This is a genomic window from Jatrophihabitans sp. YIM 134969, from assembly GCF_054456675.1.
In genome coordinates this window covers 21,495-41,780 of record NZ_JBTJEQ010000015.1, presented here as the reverse complement: position 1 = coordinate 41,780, position 20,286 = coordinate 21,495, and the positions used below count along the sequence as shown (strand labels likewise).

General features: G+C 73.8%; 23 protein-coding genes. 20 read left to right on the top strand and 3 right to left on the bottom strand.

Annotated features, from left to right (window positions below; genetic code table 11):
• The 5 genes from ribD (at position 1) to ACXR2U_RS10000 (ending at position 3,795) form a co-directional block, all read left to right on the top strand.
• Entirely contained in the window at positions 1 to 1,035 is a 1,035-nt protein-coding gene (gene ribD / locus ACXR2U_RS10020; RefSeq protein WP_458824855.1) for a bifunctional diaminohydroxyphosphoribosylaminopyrimidine deaminase/5-amino-6-(5-phosphoribosylamino)uracil reductase RibD, read from the top strand.
• On the top strand, positions 1,036 to 1,668 hold the full coding sequence (locus ACXR2U_RS10015; RefSeq protein WP_458824853.1) for a riboflavin synthase: 633 nt from the start codon (positions 1,036 to 1,038) through the stop codon (positions 1,666 to 1,668).
• Positions 1,665 to 2,996, top strand: a complete 1,332-nt coding sequence (locus ACXR2U_RS10010; protein ID WP_458824851.1) for a bifunctional 3,4-dihydroxy-2-butanone-4-phosphate synthase/GTP cyclohydrolase II — start codon at positions 1,665 to 1,667, stop codon at positions 2,994 to 2,996. The genes ACXR2U_RS10015 and ACXR2U_RS10010 overlap by 4 nt, the downstream gene beginning before the upstream one ends.
• Positions 2,997 to 2,998: 2 nt before the next feature.
• Positions 2,999 to 3,481, top strand: coding sequence for a 6,7-dimethyl-8-ribityllumazine synthase (gene ribH, locus ACXR2U_RS10005; RefSeq protein ID WP_458824849.1), 483 nt, complete (start codon positions 2,999 to 3,001; stop codon positions 3,479 to 3,481).
• A 134-nt stretch (positions 3,482 to 3,615) separates the two neighbouring features.
• Complete coding sequence (locus ACXR2U_RS10000) at positions 3,616 to 3,795, top strand: hypothetical protein (RefSeq protein ID WP_458824848.1); 180 nt, start codon at positions 3,616 to 3,618, stop codon at positions 3,793 to 3,795.
• 16 nt (positions 3,796 to 3,811) lie between these two features.
• On the opposite strand, the gene ACXR2U_RS09995 is transcribed toward ACXR2U_RS10000, so the two are convergent.
• Positions 3,812 to 4,963 carry an NUDIX domain-containing protein gene (locus tag ACXR2U_RS09995; protein WP_458824846.1) on the bottom strand — a complete coding sequence of 384 codons (1,152 nt, stop codon included), beginning with the start codon at positions 4,961 to 4,963 and terminating at the stop codon, positions 3,812 to 3,814.
• Between the two features lie 45 nt (positions 4,964 to 5,008).
• Here ACXR2U_RS09995 and ACXR2U_RS09990 point away from each other — a divergent pair, with 45 nt between their 5' ends.
• Genes ACXR2U_RS09990 through ACXR2U_RS09980 form a run of 3 tightly spaced genes read left to right on the top strand, consistent with a single transcriptional unit; the run spans position 5,009 to position 6,611 of the window.
• The gene (locus ACXR2U_RS09990; RefSeq protein ID WP_458824844.1) at positions 5,009 to 5,272 is read left to right on the top strand and encodes a phosphoribosyl-ATP diphosphatase; all 264 of its coding nucleotides are present in this window, start codon (positions 5,009 to 5,011) and stop codon (positions 5,270 to 5,272) included.
• A gap of 14 nt (positions 5,273 to 5,286) precedes the next feature.
• A complete protein-coding gene (gene hisG / locus ACXR2U_RS09985) occupies positions 5,287 to 6,120 on the top strand; it encodes an ATP phosphoribosyltransferase (protein WP_458824929.1) in 834 nt (277 codons plus the stop codon).
• A complete protein-coding gene (locus tag ACXR2U_RS09980; RefSeq protein WP_458824842.1) occupies positions 6,108 to 6,611 on the top strand; it encodes a PH domain-containing protein in 504 nt (167 codons plus the stop codon). Before hisG ends, ACXR2U_RS09980 begins: the two co-directional genes overlap by 13 nt.
• Before the next feature lie 88 nt (positions 6,612 to 6,699).
• On the opposite strand, the gene ACXR2U_RS09975 is transcribed toward ACXR2U_RS09980, so the two are convergent.
• Positions 6,700 to 7,044, bottom strand: a complete 345-nt coding sequence (locus ACXR2U_RS09975; RefSeq protein ID WP_458824840.1) for a DUF1844 domain-containing protein — start codon at positions 7,042 to 7,044, stop codon at positions 6,700 to 6,702.
• Between the two features lie 263 nt (positions 7,045 to 7,307).
• On the opposite strand from ACXR2U_RS09975, the gene infC reads away from it, so the two are divergent.
• The 6 genes from infC to pheT all read left to right on the top strand — a co-directional run bounded on the left by infC (position 7,308) and on the right by pheT (position 13,136).
• On the top strand, positions 7,308 to 7,925 hold the full coding sequence (gene infC, locus ACXR2U_RS09970) for a translation initiation factor IF-3 (protein WP_458824928.1): 618 nt from the start codon (positions 7,308 to 7,310) through the stop codon (positions 7,923 to 7,925).
• A gap of 92 nt (positions 7,926 to 8,017) precedes the next feature.
• Positions 8,018 to 8,212 carry a 50S ribosomal protein L35 gene (gene rpmI, locus ACXR2U_RS09965; RefSeq protein WP_458824839.1) on the top strand — a complete coding sequence of 65 codons (195 nt, stop codon included), beginning with the start codon at positions 8,018 to 8,020 and terminating at the stop codon, positions 8,210 to 8,212.
• 74 nt (positions 8,213 to 8,286) lie between these two features.
• The gene (rplT, locus tag ACXR2U_RS09960; protein WP_458824837.1) at positions 8,287 to 8,682 is read left to right on the top strand and encodes a 50S ribosomal protein L20; all 396 of its coding nucleotides are present in this window, start codon (positions 8,287 to 8,289) and stop codon (positions 8,680 to 8,682) included.
• A gap of 1 nt (position 8,683) precedes the next feature.
• On the top strand, positions 8,684 to 9,505 hold the full coding sequence (locus tag ACXR2U_RS09955) for a TrmH family RNA methyltransferase (RefSeq protein WP_458824927.1): 822 nt from the start codon (positions 8,684 to 8,686) through the stop codon (positions 9,503 to 9,505).
• 5 nt (positions 9,506 to 9,510) lie between these two features.
• Entirely contained in the window at positions 9,511 to 10,641 is a 1,131-nt protein-coding gene (gene pheS / locus ACXR2U_RS09950; RefSeq protein ID WP_458824835.1) for a phenylalanine--tRNA ligase subunit alpha, read from the top strand.
• Positions 10,641 to 13,136 (top strand): phenylalanine--tRNA ligase subunit beta, encoded by a 2,496-nt coding sequence (gene pheT, locus ACXR2U_RS09945; RefSeq protein WP_458824834.1) that lies wholly within the window; start codon positions 10,641 to 10,643, stop codon positions 13,134 to 13,136. The genes pheS and pheT overlap by 1 nt, the downstream gene beginning before the upstream one ends.
• 18 nt (positions 13,137 to 13,154) lie before the next feature.
• On the opposite strand, the gene ACXR2U_RS09940 is transcribed toward pheT, so the two are convergent.
• Positions 13,155 to 14,378 (bottom strand): chloride channel protein, encoded by a 1,224-nt coding sequence (locus ACXR2U_RS09940; protein WP_458824833.1) that lies wholly within the window; start codon positions 14,376 to 14,378, stop codon positions 13,155 to 13,157.
• Between the two features lie 87 nt (positions 14,379 to 14,465).
• Here ACXR2U_RS09940 and argC point away from each other — a divergent pair, with 87 nt between their 5' ends.
• From argC to ACXR2U_RS09910, 6 genes are all read left to right on the top strand, one after another.
• Positions 14,466 to 15,479: an N-acetyl-gamma-glutamyl-phosphate reductase gene (gene argC / locus ACXR2U_RS09935; RefSeq protein WP_458824831.1), complete on the top strand. Its 1,014-nt coding sequence runs from the start codon at positions 14,466 to 14,468 to the stop codon at positions 15,477 to 15,479.
• Positions 15,480 to 15,558: 79 nt separating this feature from the next.
• Complete coding sequence (argJ, locus tag ACXR2U_RS09930; protein WP_458824830.1) at positions 15,559 to 16,719, top strand: bifunctional glutamate N-acetyltransferase/amino-acid acetyltransferase ArgJ; 1,161 nt, start codon at positions 15,559 to 15,561, stop codon at positions 16,717 to 16,719.
• Positions 16,716 to 17,639: an acetylglutamate kinase gene (argB, locus tag ACXR2U_RS09925; protein WP_458824828.1), complete on the top strand. Its 924-nt coding sequence runs from the start codon at positions 16,716 to 16,718 to the stop codon at positions 17,637 to 17,639. Before argJ ends, argB begins: the two co-directional genes overlap by 4 nt.
• Positions 17,636 to 18,841: an acetylornithine transaminase gene (locus ACXR2U_RS09920; protein ID WP_458824827.1), complete on the top strand. Its 1,206-nt coding sequence runs from the start codon at positions 17,636 to 17,638 to the stop codon at positions 18,839 to 18,841. The genes argB and ACXR2U_RS09920 overlap by 4 nt, the downstream gene beginning before the upstream one ends.
• Positions 18,838 to 19,761, top strand: a complete 924-nt coding sequence (argF, locus tag ACXR2U_RS09915; protein WP_458824825.1) for an ornithine carbamoyltransferase — start codon at positions 18,838 to 18,840, stop codon at positions 19,759 to 19,761. Before ACXR2U_RS09920 ends, argF begins: the two co-directional genes overlap by 4 nt.
• Entirely contained in the window at positions 19,758 to 20,273 is a 516-nt protein-coding gene (locus tag ACXR2U_RS09910) for an arginine repressor (RefSeq protein WP_458824824.1), read from the top strand. Before argF ends, ACXR2U_RS09910 begins: the two co-directional genes overlap by 4 nt.
• Positions 20,274 to 20,286: the final 13 nt, after the last annotated feature.

Sequence of the window (20,286 nt, the reverse complement as noted above, 5' to 3'; positions counted from 1 at the left end):
ATGGCCCGCGCCCGCCTGCTGGGCGCGCGCGTGCAGGGCCGCACGAGTCCCAACCCGCCGGTCGGCGCCGTCGTGCTCGACGCCGCGGGCGACCCGGTCGGCGAGGGTGGCACCGCCCCGGCGGGAGGTCCGCACGCCGAGGTCACCGCGCTGGCCGCGGCCGGGGAGCGGGCCCGCGGCGGCACGCTCGTCGTCACCCTCGAACCGTGCGACCACACCGGCCGCACCGGCCCCTGCACCGCCGCGATCCTGCAGGCGGGAATCGCCACGGTCGTCGTCGCCACACCCGAACCCACCGACGAGGCGTCGGGCGGGGCGGACCACCTCGCGCGCGAGGGGGTCGAGGTCGTCACCGGGTTCGAGACGGCCGAGGCGGTCGCCGGCGCACTCGGTCCGTGGCTGCACGCCGTGCGCACCGGACGGCCGTTCGTCACCTGGAAGTTCGGCGCGACCCTCGACGGCCGGGTCGCCGCCGCCGACCGCACCTCACGCTGGATCACCGGCGAGGCCGCGCGCCGCGACGTCCACGCGTTGCGCGCGCGGGTCGACGCCATCGTGGTCGGCAGCGGCACCGTGCTGGTCGACGACCCGCAGCTGACCGTGCGCGACGCCGACGGCGAGAACGCCGAGCACCAGCCGCTGCGGGTCGTCCTGGACCGCCGGCACCGCGTGCCCGACACCGCCCGGGTCCTCGACGACGCCGCCGAGACCGTCCTGCTCGACACCGCCGTCCCGCGGTTCGCGTTGAAGGCGCTCTACGACCGCGGCGTGCGCCACGTCCTGGTCGAGGGCGGCCCGACGGTCGCGGGTGCGTTCCTCGAGGGCCGGCTCGTCGACGAGGTCGTGGGCTACCTCGCGCCGCTGTTGCTGGGGTCGGGTCCGTCACTGCTCGCCGACGCCGGTGTGGACACCCTCGCCGATGCCGTCACACTGAGTTTGGACAGCGTCGAGCGCGTGGGGGAGGACCTGCGGCTCGTCGCGCGCCCGCGGTACCCGGGGGACCGGGACCAGGACCGGAGTTGGGGAGACAGCTAGGTGTTCACGGGCATCGTCGAAGAGGTCGGTGAGGTCGTCCAGGTGACCCGCGAGGGCGACGGCGGGGTGTTGACGATCGCTGCGCGCACGGTCGCGGACGACATCACCCACGGGGCGTCCATCGCGGTCAACGGCGTCTGTCTCACGGTGACCGGCTGGTACGCCTACGGCGAGCAGCAGCAGATCTCCTTCGACGTCATGGGCGAGACGTTCGACCGCACCACCGTCGGCGGCCTCGCCGCGGGCGACCCGGTCGACCTCGAACGCGCCGTCCGCGCCGACGCCCGCCTCGGCGGCCACGTCGTGCAGGGCCACGTCGACGGCACCGGGCGGGTCGTGTCACGCACCCCCGGCGCCAACTGGGAGCTGGTCCGCTTCGCCCTGCCGGCCGACCTCGCCCGCTACGTCGCCGAGAAGGGGTCGGTCGCCGTCGAGGGCGTGTCGCTCACCGTCGCAGGCGTGGGCCGCGACGACGACGGCTCGGACTGGTTCGAGGTCGGCCTCATCCCCGAGACCCTGCGGGCGACGGTGCTGGGCGCGAAGCAGCCCGGCGACCCGGTCAACCTCGAGGTCGACGTGCTCGCCAAGTACACCGAACGGCTGTTGCAGGTCGTACGCCGGGAGGACGCATGACCAGCACCACGACCCGGCTCGACACCGTCGAGCGGGCGATCGCGGACATCGCCGCGGGCAAGGCCGTGGTCGTCGTCGACGACGAGGACCGCGAGAACGAGGGCGACCTGATCTTCGCGGCCGAACTGGCCACGCCCGAGCTCATCGCGTTCACCGTCCGCTACACCTCGGGCTACATCTGCGTGCCCCTGCCCGAGGCCGACGCCGACCGGCTCGACCTGCCGCCGATGTTCCGCACGAACCAGGACCGGCGCGGCACCGCGTACACCGTGACCGTCGACGCCCGCGACACCCGCAGCACCGGCATCTCGGCCACCGACCGCGCCCACACCATCCGCCTGCTGGCCGATCCCACCTCGACCGCCGCGGACTTCACCCGGCCGGGCCACGTCGTCCCGCTGCGGGCGAAGGAGGGCGGGGTGCTGCGCCGTCCGGGGCACACCGAGGCCGCGGTCGACCTCGCGACCCTCGCCGGGCTCAACCCCGTCGGGGTGCTGTGCGAGATCGTCAGCGAGAAGGACCCCTCCGGTATGGCCCATGCCGAGGAACTGCGGGTCTTCTGCGACGAGCACGACCTCGCGCTGATCTCCATCGCCGACCTCATCGCCCACCGCCGTCGTTCTGACCGGCTGATCGAACGGGCCGCCGAGGCGAACGTCCCGCTCGAGCAGGGCACGTTCCGGGCCATCGGCTACCGCAGCACCTACGACGCCCGCGAGCACATCGCCTTCGTCATGGGTGACATCGGCGAGGTCCCGGCGGGCGCCGACCACGCCCCCGACGCCGACGACGTCCTGGTCCGGGTCCACTCCGAGTGCCTCACCGGCGACGTCTTCGGGTCGCTGCGGTGCGACTGCGGGCCGCAGCTGCAGGCGGCGCTCGCGGCCGTCGCCGCCGAGGGCCGCGGGGTCGTGCTCTACATGCGCGGGCACGAGGGACGCGGGATCGGCCTGCTGCACAAACTGCAGGCCTACCAACTGCAGGACGAGGGCAGCGACACCGTCGACGCCAACCTCGAACTGGGCCTGCCGGCCGACGCCCGCGACTACGGCACCGGTGCCCAGATCCTCCGCGACCTCGGCGTCCGGACCATGCGGCTGCTGTCGAACAACCCCGCCAAGCGCGTCGGGCTCGAGGGGTACGGCCTGACCGTCCTCGGCAACGTCCGCCTGCCCGTGCAGGTCACCCCGCACAACCTGCGGTACCTCCAGACCAAGCGCGACCGGATGGGCCACGTCTTCGAGGTCGAAGCGATGCTCACCGGCGGCGACGACGGCGTGGTCCACGAGCCCGCCGACCCCCGCCTCGACCCCGGATCGGAGCTCTGAGCGTGGCCGGTCACGGCGCGCCGGCGGCCGAACCCGTCCGCGGCGCCGAGGGGTTGCGGGTCGCGGTCGTCGCCTCGCTCTGGCACACGGTGGTCATGGACGGCCTGCTCGAGGGCGCCCGGCGCGCTCTGGCCGAGTCCGGGGTGACCGAGGTGCTCGAGGTGCGCGTGCCCGGCAGCTTCGAGTTGCCGGTCGCCGCGTCCCGCCTGGCCGCGGGTCACGACGCCGTGGTCGCCCTCGGCGTGGTGATCCGGGGCGGGACGCCGCACTTCGACTACGTCTGTGCGGGGGCGACGAACGGACTGGTGGACGTCGCCGTGCGCACCGGCGTGCCGATCGGCTTCGGCCTGCTCACCTGTGACACCGAGGCCCAGGCCCTCGACCGCGCCGGACTGCCGGGGTCGGCCGAGGACAAGGGGTACGAGGCGGCGCAGGCCGCACTCGCCACGGCCGTCACGCTGCGCGAGGTCGCTCCGCGCTCGTGACATTCCGGGTCAAACCCGTGTGGGTGTTCTGTGGACCTCCTCAGTTCACAGTGGCTTCGCGTGGTACGACGGCCTGAGAACCCGTATCCTCGACAACGACTTCACAGTCGGATGTCTCAGGATCGGAGGCGAACATGGACACAGCTCACCAGCCCGTCGTGTCGGGCGGACGCGACCAGGCGTCCACGTCGGCCCCCGAGGACGACCGTCCGGCCGAGCCGTTCCGCCGGCCGCGGCGCCACTTCGCCCTCGACGCCGCGAGCGCCCCGTTGGTGACCACCGCGCTCGCCTGGAACGCCGCCGCCTCGCGCTGAGATCCGCGCGGGCGCGTCAGCCCCGTGCGTCGTCCGTCCGGGCCCGGTGGTCGTCGAGCAACAGCAACGCCGCCACGCTGTTGGAGTCGGCGAACCGGCCGTGGCGCACCATCCGCCGCACCTCGGCCTCGGGGAACCACCGGGTCACCATGTCCTGCTCCGACGCCTCCCGCCGGGTGGGGCCGAGCGTGAGGTCGGTCGCGAGGAACACGTCGAAGGACTGGTCGCTGTACCCGTAGGCCGCGAACAACCGGCCCAGGTGCTCCCACGTCGCCGCCCGCAGTCCGGTCTCCTCGGCCAGCTCGGCCCGCGCGAGGTCGGCCTGGGTGCCGGAGTGGCCCGCGGGCCAGCCGCCCTGGGGGAACTCCCACTGGCGGGAGCCGACCGGGTACCGGAACTGCTCGACCAGCCAGAAGCCGTCCCGCTCGGCCGCGACCACCGTGACGAAGTCGCGCTTGGCCACGACGCCGAACGTGCCGCGCGAGCCGTCCGGGAACTGCACCTCGTCCTCGCGGACGGTCATCCACGGCGTCGTGTGCACCGCGCGCTGCGCGACGGTCCGGATGACCCCACCGACCTCGCCGCCCGGCACCTCGCCACCCCCGACGACGACGTCGGCGCTCACCGGGTGCGCCGCGAACCAGGCGTCCTCGCGGTCGAGCCACCGCCGCCACTCCGGCAGCAGGTGGTCCTCGCGGTCACGCGCGAGCCACCGCCGTTCGCGCTCCGGCCGGTCGAGGTCGACCCACACCGTGAGCGCCGCGGCGTCACCGCACGCCGCCACAGCACTCACGCCCTCGACCACGACGACGTCCGCGACCCGCACCTCGGTCTCGCCGTCGAAGCGGCCCGCGTGCCAGTCGTAGCGGGCGACCCGTCCCGGCCGGCCGGCCGCGAGGGGAGCGAGCACGTCGTCGCGGAGCCGGTCGTGGAACGTGAACTGGCCGTCCCAACCCTCCAGCAGGAAGTCGGTCTGCAGCACCTCGGCCGTGTGCCCGCGGTCGCGCACCGCCGCGGCGAGCGCCCGGGCGAGCGTGGACTTCCCCGCCGCCGCCCCGCCGTCGACCGCGACCACCCGCACGGTGCCGAGGCGGGGCGGTGCGGCGAGGACCCGGTCGGCCAGGTCGCCGGGGGTGGGGGCGCGGGGGATCTGCGTGACGACGTCCACGCGGCGAATCTAGAGAGGGGGGCGGTCGATACCCTCGGAGGTGCCATGACGAGCTTCGACGCGCTGTTCGACCAGCTGACCGACCGGGCGCGTGAACGCCCGACCGGATCGGGCACCGTGGCGGCCCTCGACGCCGGCGTCCACACCATCGGCAAGAAGTTGGTCGAGGAGGCCGCCGAGACCTGGATGGCCGCCGAGCACGAGGACGCCGACCGCACCGCGGAGGAGCTCTCACAGCTGCTCTACTGGGCCCAGGTCCTGATGCTCGCCAAGGGCCTCTCCCTCGAGGACGTGTACCGACACCTGTGAACGCCGCCGACCCCATCCGGATCGCGGTGCCCAACAAGGGCACCCTCGCCGATCCCGCGTCGCAGATGCTCGCCGAGGCGGGCTACCGGCAGCGCCGTGACAGCAAGGAACTGGTGCTCGTCGACGACGACAACCACGCCGAGCTGTTCTTCCTGCGCCCCCGCGACATCGCCGTCTACGTCGGCTCCGGCCGTCTCGACGTCGGCATCACCGGCCTCGACCTGCTGCTCGACGCCGGCGCCGACGCCGCCCCCCTGCTCGAGCTCGGGTTCGGCCGCTCGACCTTCCGCTTCGCCGGGCCCACCGGGCGCTTCGCCGGGGTCGGCGACCTCGAGGGCGCCCGTATCGCGACCGCCTACCCGGGCGTGCTCGAGCGGTACCTCGGCGAGCACGGTCTGACGGCCGAGGTCATCCGCCTCGACGGTGCGGTGGAGACGGCCGTGCGCCTCGGCGTCGCCGACGCCATCGCCGACGTCGTCGAGACCGGCACCACGCTGCGCAACAACGGCCTGGAGGTGTTCGGCGAACCGTTGCTCACCAGTCAGGCGGTGCTGATCGGCCGGGCCGGGGAGCCGCGCATCGAGCAACTGCTGCGCCGGCTGCAGGGCGTCATCATCGCCCGGCAGTGGGTGCTCATGGACTACGACATCCCCACCGAGCTGCTGGAGCAGGCCGTGGCCATCACGCCCGGGTTCGAGTCACCGACCGTCTCCCAGTTGCACGACCCGGCGTGGTCGGCGGTGCGGGCGATGGTCCGCCGCCCCGACACCAACCGGGTGATGGACGATCTCTGGGACGTCGGGGCGCGCGCCATCTTCGTGACGCGGATCGACGCGTGCCGGCTGTGACCCGCGACTTCGGCACCGGGGCGCCGCCTGTCGACGAGGCGACGGCCGTGCGGGCGCATCCGGTCGTGGTCGCCCGGTGGGCCGTCGTCGGCGCCGTGGCGGTCCTCATCCTGTTCGTGGCCATCGCGCTGGTCATGCGGGGGTCGGAGAGCGCCGGCGCCCCGTTCACCTCCGCCGACCAGGTCGCCACCGGCGTCATCGGCCTGTTCGCCGCCGCCGGTGTCCTCCTGCTGACCCGGCCACGGCTGGTCGCCGACCGGCACGGCTTCCGCACCAAGGCCTGGGCCGGCCGGTACCGGTACGTCCCGTGGGACGTCGTCGTCGACATCCGCTTCCCGGCCGGCGCCCGCTTCGCGCGTCTCGTGCTGCCGGGCGAGGAGTACCTCTCGCTGTATGCCGTCCACCGCTGGGACGGCGACCGCGCCGTGGCGACGATGACGCAGTTGCGCCAGCTGCAGGCGCAGGTGCGGTCCCCACGCGCCGCCGCCTGACCGGACCCCCTGACCGGACCCCCCTGACCGGACCCCCCTGACGGGACTTCTGCCGGACTCTCCGGCGGAACTCTCGGGCGGACGGCGCCTACCGCTCGCCCGGCCCCTGACCGGGGGCGTCGGGGTACGGGGACGCCTCCCGGAAGGCCGCCTGCAACGAGCGCACCCCGTCGCGCAGCGGCTGCCGGTGCATCCCGAGGTTCGGCTCGGCCGCCTTGACCAACCCGGCGAGCGCCTCGATGAGCCGGCGGGCCTCGTCGAGGTCGAGCCGGGCCGCGGCCCGGTCGTCGGCGCCCAGGCCGAGCTTGTCGGCGGCGCCGCTCATGAGCATGACCGCCGCCCGGGTGATGATCTCGACGGCGGGGATGTCCCCGAGCTCGCGGGCGGGCTCGTGGGGGTGGTCGTGGTCGGCGTTGGCCGGGGGTTCGCTCACGCTGCTACCCTGGCACTCGACCAGGCCACCGGTCCGCGCGGGATCCCCGCACGCGATCGGTGGCCGGCAAGCGGAGACCGTCGAGGTCACCCACCCGTCCGTCAGGTACGAAGGCGTCCGGGTCCGGTCGAGCGGCGCACCGCGCCGTGCCCGTGGAACGCGGCCCCGCCGTGTCCGACGGGCACGCGAGCCGTGCACCGCTCTCCTCCTCGGCCCCGTCTGCCACGTCGCAGCGGGGCCGTCGTCGTGCCGGGCGCCTCGCGATCCCAGAACCGCATCGACCCCAGAACCACATCGAACCCAGAACCACATCGAACACAGGAGGCCCCATCAGCTCCGAACCGAGGATCAACGACCGCATCCGGGTCCCGGAGGTCCGACTCGTCGGACCCGAGGGCGAGCAGGTCGGCATCGTGCCGATCGGCAAGGCTCTCGAGCTCGCCGCCGAGAGCGACCTGGACCTGGTCGAGGTCGCCCCCATGGCCCGGCCGCCCGTCTGCAAGCTCATGGACTACGGCAAGTACAAGTACGAAGCCGCCCAGAAGGCTCGCGAGGCGCGTCGCAACCAGGCCCTGACCGTCGTCAAGGAGATGAAGCTCCGGCCGAAGATCGACCCGCACGACTACGAGACCAAGAAGGGTCACGTCGAGCGGTTCCTCAAGGCCGGCGACAAGGTCAAGATCACCATCATGTTCCGCGGACGCGAGCAGTCCCGCCCCGAGCTGGGGTACCGGCTGCTGCAGCGGCTCGCGCAGGACATCGGTGAGCTGGGCTTCGTCGAGGCTTCGCCCAAGCAGGACGGCCGGAACATGACCATGGTCGTGGCCCCGCACCGCGCGGGTCAGCCCAGCCGTACCAAGCCCGAGTCCGCCACCGCCTGAGCGCGTACCGGATCCGGACCGCCCGCGCCGCACCCGGACGTCGCACCCGACGTCCGGGGCGGCACGAACCAGAGAGTCGAGTCACCGAAGCCATGCCCAAGAACAAGACGCACTCCGGCGCGAAGAAGCGCTTCAAGACCACCGGCAGCGGCAAGCTCATGTTCGAGCGCGCCGGCAAGCGCCACCTGCTGGAGCGCAAGTCCTCGCGTCAGAAGCGCCGCATGACCGGCGAGCAGCAGCTCGCGCCGGCCGATGTCGGCCGCGTCGAGCGCCTGCTCGGCCGCTGAGGCCGCCCGCTCACGACCACCCCGACCGGACGACCTCGAACGTCGCCGGTCCCGACGCAAGGAACTGATCACACGTGGCACGCGTGAAGCGGGCAGTCAACGCCCAGAAGAAGCGCCGTTCGACCCTCGAGGCCGCCTCGGGGTACCGGGGCCAGCGGTCCCGGCTCTACCGCAAGGCCAAGGAGCAGCTGCTCCACTCCAGCACCTACGCCTACCGCGACCGCAAGGCGCGCAAGGGTGACTTCCGGCAGCTGTGGATCACCCGCATCAACGCGGCGGCCCGCCTCAACGGCATGACCTACAACCGGTTCATGCAGGGGCTCAAGCTCGCGGGCATCACGGCCGACCGCAAGGTTCTCGCCGAGATGGCCGTCCACGACGAGACGGCCTTCGCCGCGCTCGTCGAGGTCGCCCGGGCGGCCGTGGCCGCCGAAGGTACGGGCGGCGCGGCCGCGCAGTCCGCTGCCTGACCTGCTCAGCACCGCCAACGCCCGGCTCGCCGCGGCCCGACGCCTCACCCGGCGCCGGGCCCGTGGCGAGGCCGGGCGTTTCCTCGCCGAGGGGGCGCAGGCCGTCCGGGAGGCGCTGGCCGCGGACGCCGTCGTCGAGCTCTTCGCGACGCCGGACGCCGCGGCCCGCCACCCCGACCTCGCCGCCGGCGCCTCGCTGGTGTCCGACCGCGACGCTGCCGCGCTCTCGGAGACCTCGACCCCGCAGGGCCTGGTCGCGGTCTGCAGCCTGACCCAGCCGAGCCTCGCGGACGTCCTCGCGGCGTCGCCGCGGCTGCTGGTCGCCCTCGTCGAACCCAACGAACCCGGCAACCTCGGCGCGATCATCCGAACCGCCGACGCCGCGGGCGCGGACGCCGTGGTCGTCGACGGCGGCGCCGACCCGTACGGCGGCAAGGCCGTGCGGGCGTCGGCCGGCAGCCTGTTCCACCTCCCGGTCGTCCCGGCACCGGCCCCGGATCTGCAGGGAGTCGGGCTGCTGACGCTCGCGACCTCCGGCTACGGCGACGCCGACCTGTTCGCCCTCGAAGCGGACGAGACGTTGCGACGGCCGACGGTCTGGCTGTTCGGGTCCGAGGCGCACGGGCTGCCCGACCCCGTGCTCGCGGCGGTCGACCACCGGGTGCGGATCCCGGTCCTCGGCCGCGCCGAGAGCCTCAACCTCGCCGCGGCGGCCGCCGTCTGCCTCTACGCGTCGGCCCGCGCGCAGCACCCGACCGACACCCGCCCCGGAACCCGCCCCGAAACCCGCCCGGAAACAGCGCGGACCCGACCCGGAGAATGAGAGCCATGCCGTCCACCAGCGCGAACTACGACCCGGTCGAGGTGAGCACGCTGTCTCCCGAGAACATCGAGGCGGCGGTGGAGGCCGCCCGGGCCGCGTTCGCCGCGGCGCCGGACCTCGACGCGCTGCACACGGCCGAACTGGCGCACGCGGGCGACCGCTCGCCCCTCGCCCTGGCCAACCGCGAGATCGGCGCGCTGCCGCCCGCCGCCCGGGCCGACGCGGGCAAGCGCATCGGGCCGGCCCGCGGCCAGGTCAAGCAGGCGCTCGCCGCCCGCCGCGCGGAACTCGAGCGCGCGCGCGACGAGCGGGTGCTCGTCGAGGAGCGCGTCGACGTCACGCTGCCCTCGGACCGTCGCCCGACCGGTGCGCGGCACCCGATCACCACGTTGTCCGAGCGCATCGGGGACGTCTTCGTCGCCATGGGCTACGAGATCGCGGAGGGTCCGGAGCTCGAGGCGTCCTGGTACAACTTCGACGCCCTCAACATGGGGCCGGACCACCCGGCGCGCTCGATGATGGACACCTTCTTCACGAAGGGCGGGTCGCCGGACGCCGCCGCCGACCCGGCGTCGCTGGTCCTGCGCACCCACACCTCGCCGGTCCAGATCCGCACCATGCTGACCCGCACCCCGCCGATCTACGTCGTGTGCCCGGGCACGGTGTTCCGCACCGACGAACTCGACGCCACGCACTCGCCCGTGTTCCACCAGGTCGAGGGCCTCGCGATCGACAAGGGACTGTCGATGGCCGACCTCAAGGGCACCCTCGACCACTTCGCGGAATCCATGTTCGGTCCCGGCATCATCACGCGCCTGCGGCCGTCGTTCTTCCCGTTCACCGAACCCTCGGCCGAGCCGGACCTGCTGTGCTTCGTGTGTCGCGGCGACTCGGTCGGCAACCCCGACCGGCCGTGCCGGACCTGTGGGTCCAGCGGCTGGATCGAGTGGGGCGGTTGCGGCATGGTCAGCCCGCACGTCCTGCGCACCTGCGGCATCGACCCCGAGGTCTACAGCGGCTTCGCCTTCGGGATGGGGATCGACCGCACCTTGATGTTCCGCGACAACGTGGCCGACCTGCGCGACGTGTTCGAGGGCGACGCCCGCTTCACGGCGGCCTTCGGGATGGAGGCCTGATGCCCGGCGGTGGAGTGGTCAAGGTCCCGCGCAGCTGGCTCGGGGAGCACGTCGACGTCCCGGCGGGTCTGTCGACCACCGGACTCGGCGACGCGCTGGTGCGTGTCGGCTTCGAGGTCGAGGAGGTCGAACTCGCCGCCGATCGGATCACCGGTCCGGTCGTGCTCGGGCGCGTGCTCGAGATCGAGGAGCTCACCCAGTTCAAGAAGCCGATCCGGTACTGCCAGGTCGATGTCGGCAACGCCGAGCCGAGGGGCATCGTCTGCGGCGCGCGCAACTTCGCCGTCGGCGACCTCGTGGTCGTCTCGCTGCCCGGCGCCGTGCTGCCCGGCGGGTTCGCGATCGCCGCGCGGAAGACGTACGACCACGTGTCCGACGGCATGATCTGCTCCGCGCGCGAACTCGGCCTCGGCGACGACCACGACGGCATCATGGTGCTGCCGGCCGAGACCGGTGCACCGGGCGACGACGCGCTGCCGATGCTCGGCCTCGACGACGACGTGCTGCACCTCGCCGTCACCCCCGACCGCGGGTACGCCCTGTCGATCCGCGGCCTGGCCCGCGAGACGTCCACCGCGCTCGACGTCGCGTTCCGCGACCCGGCCGAGGTCGACGTACCGCCGGTCGGCGACGGGTTCCCGGTGACGGTCGACGCCGTCGACGGCTGCGACCGGTTCAGCGCGCTCGAGGTCACCGGCCTCGACCCCGCGGCCGCGAGCCCCACGTGGATGACCCGCCGCCTGCGCCAGGCCGGCATGCGGCCGATCTCCCTGGCCGTCGACGTCACCAACTACGTCATGCTCGAACTCGGCCAGCCCCTGCACGCCTTCGACCGCGCCACGGTGAAGGGCGGTCTCGGCGTCCGCCGGGCGACGGCGGGCGAGACGCTGCGCACCCTGGACGGCGCGGACCGCACCCTGGCCGCCTCCGACCTCGTCGTCACCGACGACGACGGCCCGGTCGCCCTCGCCGGCGTCATGGGCGGGGAACGGACCGAGATCTCCGCCTCGACCACCGACATCGTGCTCGAGGCCGCGCACTGGACCCCGGCCGACATCGCCCGCACCGTCCGGCGGCACCGACTGCCGAGCGAGGCCGCCAAGCGCTTCGAGCGCGGCGTCGACCCGGAGGTCGCCGGCCCCGCCCTGGCCCGGGCCGCCTCGCTGCTGGCCGAGTTCGGTGGGGCGACGGTCGCAGGTGTCCTCACCGTCGTAGGGGAGCCCACGTTGCCCGCGGCGGTCACCGCCCGACCCGGGCGCCTCGCGGCGCTCGCCGGTGTCGAGTGGTCGGCCGCGACCATCACCCGGCGCCTCGAGCAGGTGGGGGCAACCGTTGCTGACAGCAACGGTGAGCTCACCGTGACCCCGCCGTCCTGGCGCCCCGACCTGCGCGACGAAGCCGATCTGACCGAGGAGGTCGCGCGGCTCGAGGGTTACGACTCCATCCCGTCGCGACTCCCCACCCCGCCCGCGGGAGTCGGTCTGACCGCGAGCCAGCGGCTGCGGCGCGACGTCACGCGCGCCGTCGCCGCCTCGGGCTACCTCGAGGTCGTCGCGTCGCCGTTCATGTCGGCCGCCTCGCTCGACGCCTTCGACCTCGCCGCGGCCGATCCGCGCCGTCGCACCGTCGAACTCGCCAACCCCCTCGCCGACACCGACCCGCTCATGCGCACCACGTTGCTGCCGGGTCTGCTCGCGGCGCTGGTCCGCAACGTCGGACGAGGTCAGCGTGACGTCGCGCTGTTCGCGACCGGCCTGGTGTTCCTGGCCCGCCCCGACGCCGTCCCGGGTCCGCGCCTCGCGACCGGGTCCCGTCCCTCGGACGCGGACCTCGCGGCACTCGACGCCTCCCTGCCCGAGCAACCCCGCCACCTCGCGGCCGTGCTCACGGGTGAACGTGACCCGCGTGGCTGGTGGGGTCCCGGCCGCCCGGCCGACTGGGCCGACGCCGTCGAGGTCGCCCGCACCGTCGCGGCCGCCGCCCGCGCCGACCTGACCGTGGCCGCGGGGCACGTGGCGCCCTGGCATCCCGGCCGGTGCGCCGAACTGCGGGTGGCGGTGGACGGCGTGGGTGAGCGCGTCGTCGGCCATGCGGGAGAGCTGCACCCCCGGGTCGTCGCCGCCCTGGGCCTGCCCGCGCGGACCTGCGCGGTCGAACTGGACCTCGACGCCTTCGCCCCGCCCGCGCCGGTGCAGGCGCCGGTGGTGGCGCCGTACCCGCCGGCCCTCGCCGACATCGCCCTCGTCGTCGCCGACCGGGTGGCCGAGGCCGACGTCGCCGCGGCTGTCCGGGCCGGAGCCGGTGACCTGCTGGAGTCGGTGCGGCTGTTCGACGTCTACACCGGTGCCAACCTGGGCGAGGGTCGCAAGTCGCTGGCCTACGCCCTGCGCTGGCGGGCGCCCGACCGCACCCTGACCTCCGACGAGGTCTCGGCGTTCCGGCAGGCCGCGGTCGACCGCGCGCAGGCCGACGTCGGCGCAGTCCTGCGTACCTGACCGGGCGCCCGCCCGGGATCAGCCGGGTGGTCGGGCCCAGCCGCGGGAGCAGATCCAGGCGCCCGCCGCCGTCACCGCGAGCGGGACCAGGAACCACACCGGGACACCGGTGACCTCCCAGGCGAAGGCGAGGGCGGTGAACGGCGCCCGCATCGTCACGACCAGGACCCCGGCCGCGACCAGGACGGAGTAGGCCGCGGTGTCGGAGGTGCCGACCAGGTCGGTCCACCCGGCGCCGAGACCCGCGCCGAGCAGGGCGCCGGTGGCGAGCGCCGGTGTCACGAGCCCGCCGCTGACCCCGGTGCCGAGGCAGGCGGCCGTCACCAGCGGCTTGGCCACCGCGAGCACCAGCAGCAACCAGACCGCGTGGTCGGACACGTCGAAGGCGAGGGTCGCGGGCCCGCGGCCGTTGCCCAGCAGTTCGGGCGCGGCGATCCCCACCACGCCCAGCAGGGTGAAGACCGGCACCGCCGTGACCGGGATCCGCCACCCGCGGGCGCGGTGCGCGCCCGCGAAGGTCGTGACCCGCTCGAACCCCAGCCCCGCGGCCGCAGCCACCGGCCCGGCGAGCAGGGCGCCGAGCAGCAGCCACCCGGACGCGCCCCGCACGCTCACCGCGTAGAACGGCTCCCACGGCACGGAGATCCACGCGACCGCCGTGGCCACGACACAGACGAGCGCGGCGGTCAGCACGGTCGCGGCCCGCCGCGTGCGCAGCAGGATCTCGGCGACGAACAGGGTGCCGGCGAGCGGGACGTTGTACACGGCGCCGAAGCCCGCGCCCGCGGCGCACGCGATGACGACCCGGGTCTGGTCGCGGTCGAGGTGCACACCGTCGGCGAGCCACTGGGCCAGGGCGCCGCTCATCCGCCGTGGGGCGCTCTCGCGTCCGAGCGAGGCCCCGAGCCCGACCGTGACGATCTGCAGCAGGCTCTCGACGATCGTCGACTCCGGCCGCATCCGGATCCGGTCACGCACCGCGACCCGTACCCGGACCGGGTCCGGGAGGTGCCGGCGCAGCAGGTACCAGCCGACGCCCGCGACCACGCCGCACGACCCGAGCGCCGCGACCCGCCGCCACCCGGGGGCCCGTTGCACACCCACGGCGAACGGACCGCTGTCGTACCCGAAGGCGAGGTGCTGGACGGCGTGCAGCAATTCGGTGAGCCCCGCGGCGACCAGGCCCGCGAGCACGCCCGCCACCAGCAGCGACGCTCCGAACCTCCACGACGGCGTCGGCACGGGCTGATCGTGCCCGGTCGAGGTGTTCGCCCGGTGAACCCGACCCGGGTCGCGTATGAAGTTGCAGCATCGTGCATGATGTTGCACATGGGGACGACGACGGCCATCGCAGGTGCGAGCGGCTACGCAGGCGGTGAGCTGCTGCGGCTGGTGGCAGCCCACCCCGATCTCGACCTGGTGGCGGCCGCGGCCGGGTCGTCGGCGGGTCAGCCGGTGGGCGCACTGCACCCCCAGCTGGTGAGTCTCGGGGACCGCGTCCTCGAGCCCACCACCCCGGAGGTGCTCGGTCGCGCCGAACTGGTGTTCCTCGCCCTGCCACACGGCGCGTCCGCCGCGATCGCGGCGCAGTTGCCGCCCTCGACCCGGGTCGTCGACCTGGGCGCCGACTTCCGGCTGCGCGACCCCGCCGCCTGGGAGCGGTACTACGGCGGTCCGCACGCCGGCACCTGGACCTACGGCCTGCCGGAACTCCCGGGCGCCCGCGCCGCGATCGCCGCCTCCGAGCGCGTCGCCAACACCGGCTGCTACGCGGTCGCGATCACCACCGCCCTCGCGCCGCTGGTCGCCGCGGGGATCGTCGAGGCCGACGACGTCGTCGTCGTGGCGGCCTCCGGCACCTCGGGGGCCGGCCGGGCCGCCAAGGCCAACCTGCTGGGCAGCGAGGTCATGGGCGACCTGTCGCCGTACAAGGTCGGCGCGCACCAGCACGTCGCGGAGATCCTGCAGGCCACCGGCGCCCGCACCTTGTCCTTCACCCCGGTCCTCGCCCCGATGCCGCGGGGCATCCTCGCGAGCGTCACCGCCCGCCCGGTGGGGAGCGTGTCGACCGACGACGTCCGCGACGTCCTGCTGGCGGCCTACGCCGACGAGCCCTTCGTGCACGTCCTGCCCGGCGGCCGCCAGCCGCACACGGCGTCCGTTGCAGGCAGCAACAGTGTCCACCTCCAGGCCGCCGTCGACGTGTCGAGCGGCCGGGTGATCGTGACCAGCGCGATCGACAACCTCGGCAAGGGCGCGGCCGGCCAGGCCGTGCAGAACGCGAACATCATGCTGGGCCTGGCGGAGACCACCGGGCTCGCCGTCGACGGGATCGCGCCGTGAGTGAGCATCGCAGCGAGCGCCAGCGAGCGAGGAGCGGAGCGAACATGCCCGAGGAGCGCAGCGACGAGGGGTGGTGGCGTTGAGCGTCGTCGCTGCAGCGGGGTTCCGGGCTGCCGGCGTCACCGCCGGGATCAAGGCCAGTGGCGGGCGGGACGTCGCGCTCGTCGTGAACGACGGCCCGTCCGACGTCGCCGCCGCCGTGTTCACCCGCAACCGGGTCAAGGCGGCGCCGGTGCTGTGGTCGCAGCAGGCGGTGGCCGACGGACGCGTGAAGGCGGTCGTGCTGAACTCCGGCGGGGCCAACGCCTGCACCGGGCCGGACGGCTTCGCCGACACCCACCGGACCGCCGAACACGTCGCCGCCGTGCTCGGCTGCGGCGCCGGTGACGTGCTGGTCTGCTCCACCGGCCTCATCGGTGAGCGGCTCCCGCTGCAGAAGGTGCTCGCCGGGGCGGCGCAGGCCGCGGCCGGACTGCGCCCCGACGCCGACGCCGGTGCCGAAGCCGCCGACGCCATCCGCACCACCGACAGCGTGTCGAAGCAGGCGGCGGTGACCCACGACGACGGCTGGACCGTCGGCGGCATGGCCAAGGGTGCCGGGATGTTGGCGCCGTCGCTCGCGACCATGCTGTGTGTCATCACCACCGACGCCGTCCTCGACACCGCGACCGCCGACGCCGCCCTGCGCGAGGCGGTCGACGTCACGTTCGAGCGGGTCGACAGTGACGGCGCCACCTCCACCAACGACACCGTCGTGCTGCTGGCGAGCGGCGCGTCCGGGGTGACGCCCGACCCGCAGGTGTTCACCGCCCTGCTCACCGAGGTCGCCCAGGACCTCGCGTTGCAACTGGTCGCCGACGCCGAGGGCGCGACCAAGGAGGTCACCGTCGACGTCGTCTCGGCCGCGTCCGTGGCCGACGCCGTCGAGGTCGGCCGCGCCATCGCCCGCGACAACCTCGTCAAGACCGCGCTGTTCGGCTCCGACCCCAACTGGGGCCGGATCATCGCCGCCGTCGGCGTGACCTCGGCGGCGTTCGAACCCGACGAGATCGACGTGGCCGTGAACGGCGTGGTGGTCTGCCGCGGCGGAGCAGCGGGGGAGCCGCGCGACCTCGTCGACATGACGCCGCGAGCGATCGCCATCACCGTCGACCTCCACGCCGGTGTGCATACTGCAACGATCTGGACCAACGACCTGTCGCACGGGTACGTGCACGAGAACAGCGCCTACAGCTCATGACCGCAGGCCGTGTCATCTCCCAGGCGCAGGCCCTCGACAAGGCCGCGACGCTCATCGACGCCCTGCCGTGGCTGCAGCGTTTCCACGGCAAGGTCGTGGTGATCAAGTTCGGCGGCAACGCCATGACCTCACCGGAACTGTCGGCCGCGTTCGCCGAGGACATCGTGTTCCTGCGCTACGCCGGCATCCGGCCGGTGGTGGTGCACGGTGGCGGACCGCAGATCAGCGACCACCTCGACCGCCTGGGCATCGCGTCGGAGTTCCGGGCCGGCCTGCGCGTCACGACTCCCGAGGCCATGGCCGTCGTCCGGATGGTGCTGGTCGGTCAGGTCAACGGCGACGTCGTCAACCTCGTCAACGACCACGGCCCCTTCGCCGTCGGACTGTCGGGCGAGGACGCCCACCTGCTGCTCGCCGAGCGGCACACGCAGGTGGTCGACGGCGAGACCGTCGACTTCGGCCAGGTCGGCGACGTCGTCTCGGTCAACCCCGGCCCGGTGCTGGCCCTGCTCGACGAAGGCCGCGTGCCGGTCATCGCGACCGTCGCGCGGGGGCTGGACGGCAGCAGCTACAACGTCAACGCCGACACCGCCGCGGCGGCGATCGCCACGGCGCTGGGTGCCGAGAAGCTGGTGGTGCTCACCGACGTCGCGGGTCTCTACGCCGACTGGCCCGCCAGCGAACGCATCGTCAGCAGCATCCACGCGACGGAACTGGCCGCGATGTTGCCGTCACTGTCGTCCGGCATGGTGCCGAAGATGGCCGCCTGCCTCGACGCCGTCCGAGGCGGGGTGCCCGCAGCCACTGTCATCGACGGCCGGGTGCCGCACGGCCTGCTCGTCGAGGTCTTCACCACCGAGGGGACCGGCACGATGGTGCGGCCCGATCCTGTGACCACGGACGAAGGAGCGACGGCGTGAACGCCACGGAGGACTGGCAGGCGCGGTGGGACGCCGCGATGATGCCGAACTACGGCACGCCGTCGGTCGTGCTCGACCACGGTGCCGGCAGCACGGTCTGGGACGTCGACGGCCGCGAGTACCTCGACTTCGTCGGGGGGATCGCGGTGTCCTCGCTCGGACACGCCCATCCCGCAGTGGTCGCCGCGGTCAGCGAGCAGGTGGCGCGGTTGGTCCACACCTCCAACCTCTACGTGCACGCGCCGGGCGTGACCTTGGCCGAGCGTCTCCTCGAACTGGCCGGCACCCCCGGCCGGGTCTTCTTCGGCAACAGTGGCGCCGAGGCGGTCGAGTGTGCGTTGAAGATCGTCCGCCGCCACGGCCACACCCACGGCGAGCGGGTCGAGATCGTCTCGACGTCGAACAGTTTCCACGGCCGGACCCTCGGCGCGCTCTCCGTGACCGGGAACCCCGCCAAGCGCGAGCCGTTCGCGCCGCTGCCCGGGCCGGTCACCTTCGCGCCGTACGGCGACGTGGACGCGTTGCGGGCGGTCGTCGGGCCGCAGACCGCGGGCGTCGTGGTCGAACCGCTGCAGGGGGAGGGCGGGGTCGTCGAGCCACCCGCGGGCTACCTGGCCGCGGTGCGCGAGCTGTGTGACTCCGCGGGTGCGCTGCTGGTCGTCGACGAGGTGCAGTCCGGGATCGGTCGCACCGGCCACTGGTTCGCCGCGCTCGCCGAGGGGGTCCGGCCCGACGTCATGACCCTGGCCAAGGGGCTCGGCGGCGGCATGCCCATCGGGGCGTGCCTCGCGTTCGGTGACGTCGCCACCACGTTCGCGCCCGGCGACCACGGCAGCACCTTCGGTGGCAACCCCGTGTCCTGCGCCGCGGCGCTCGCCGTGCTCGACACGATCGCGGACCAGCACCTGCTCGACCACGTCAAGCGGGTGGGCGAGCACCTCGCCGACGGCCTGGCTTCGATCGACAGCCCGCTGGTCGCGGGTGTGCGCGGCGTCGGGCTGTGGCGCGGGCTCGCGCTGACCGGTGACCACGCCGCCGCGGTCGAGACCGTTGCTCGGAGCAACGGTCTGTTGGTGAACACCGTCAAGCCCGCCGTGCTGCGGCTCGCGCCGCCCCTCATCGTCACCGACGCCGAGGTCGACCGGGCGGTCGCCGTCCTGAGCGATGCCGTCCACACCGTCGCCGCGGAGGTGGCCCCGTGACCCGCCACTTCCTCCGCGACGACGACCTGACCCCGACCGAACAGGCCGAGGTCCTGGCGCTGGCCGCGGACATGAAGGCCAACCGTTTCGCGCACGCGCCGCTCGCGGGCCCCCGGACCGTGGCGGTGCTGTTCGACAAACCGTCGACCCGCACCCGGGTCTCGTTCGCCGCGGGCATCGCCGAACTGGGTGGCAGCCCGCTCGTCATCGACGGCGGCAGCAGCCAGATGGGGCGCGGCGAACCGGTCGCCGACACCGCACGCGTGCTCGGGCGGATGGTGAGCGCGGTCGTGTGGCGCACCTTCGCGCAGTCGGACCTCGAGACGATGGCGCAGTGCGCGGGAGTCCCGGTGGTGAACGCGCTGTCCGACGCCTTCCACCCGTGCCAGATCCTGGCCGACCTGCAGACCGTGACCGAACGCCGCGGCACGCTCGCCGGTCTCACCTTCGCCTACGTCGGCGACGCCGCGAACAACATGGCCCACTCGTACCTGCTCGGCTGTGCCACCGCCGGGATGCACGTGCGGGTCGCGGGTCCCGACGGGTACCTGCCCGATCCCGCGGTGGTGCTCGACGCCGAACGGATCGCCGAGCAGACCGGCGGGTCGGTGCTCGTGACGGCGGACCCCGCCGCGGCGTTCGCCGGGGCCGACGTCGTCGCGACCGACACCTGGGTGTCCATGGGTCAGGAGGACGAGAAGGTCGAGCGGATGAACCTGTTCGGCGACTACGCCGTGACCCGGGCCGCCCTCGCCGCGAGCCACCCCGACGTCGTCGTGCTGCACTGCCTGCCGGCGTACCGGGGCCTGGAGATCGAGGCCGAGGTCATCGACGCGCCCGGCACCGCGGTCTGGGACGAGGCGGAGAACCGACTGCACGCGCAGAAGGCGCTGCTCGCGTTCCTGCTGGAGCGGGCGTGACGGCCGGACTCGAGCGCGCGAGCAAGGCGACCCGGCACGCCCGGATCGTCGACATCCTGGCCCGTGAACCGGTGCGGTCCCACGGCGAGCTCGCCACCCACCTCGCCGAGGGTGGCCTCCACGTCACCCAGGCCACGCTGTCCCGCGATCTCGACGAACTCGGTGCGGTCAAACTGCGCCCGCCGGACGGCGGGGTGCCGGTGTACGTCGTCCCCGAGGACGGCTCCCCGGTGGCCGTCCGTCGTGAGGGCGACGCCCCGCCGCACCGGCTCGCGCGCCTGGTGGGTGAACTGCTCACCTCTGCCGAGGCCAGTGGGAACCTGGTGATCCTGCGGACCCCGCCGGGCGCTGCGGGGTTCCTCGCGTCCGCCGTCGACCGCGCCGGTCTGCCCGACGTCCTCGGGACCATCGCCGGGGATGACACCATCCTCGTGGTCGTCCGCGATCCCGACGGCGGCCCGCGCCTCGCCCAGAACCTCCGCGACCTCGTCGCACCGCGTCACGAACCCTGAGGAGTCCAGCCCT

Excerpts from the sequence above, each read along its gene's own strand:
- ribD (WP_458824855.1), top strand. The coding sequence starts at position 1 with ATGGCCCGCGCCCGCCTGCTGGGCGCGCGCGTGCAGGGCCGCACGAGT.
- ACXR2U_RS10010 (WP_458824851.1), top strand. The coding sequence starts at position 1,665 with ATGACCAGCACCACGACCCGGCTCGACACCGTCGAGCGGGCGATCGCG.
- ACXR2U_RS10000 (WP_458824848.1), top strand. The coding sequence starts at position 3,616 with ATGGACACAGCTCACCAGCCCGTCGTGTCGGGCGGACGCGACCAGGCG.
- ACXR2U_RS09990 (WP_458824844.1), top strand. The coding sequence starts at position 5,009 with ATGACGAGCTTCGACGCGCTGTTCGACCAGCTGACCGACCGGGCGCGT.
- rpmI (WP_458824839.1), top strand. The coding sequence starts at position 8,018 with ATGCCCAAGAACAAGACGCACTCCGGCGCGAAGAAGCGCTTCAAGACC.
- pheS (WP_458824835.1), top strand. The coding sequence starts at position 9,511 with ATGCCGTCCACCAGCGCGAACTACGACCCGGTCGAGGTGAGCACGCTG.
- pheT (WP_458824834.1), top strand. The coding sequence starts at position 10,641 with ATGCCCGGCGGTGGAGTGGTCAAGGTCCCGCGCAGCTGGCTCGGGGAG.
- argC (WP_458824831.1), top strand. The coding sequence starts at position 14,466 with ATGGGGACGACGACGGCCATCGCAGGTGCGAGCGGCTACGCAGGCGGT.
- argB (WP_458824828.1), top strand. The coding sequence starts at position 16,716 with ATGACCGCAGGCCGTGTCATCTCCCAGGCGCAGGCCCTCGACAAGGCC.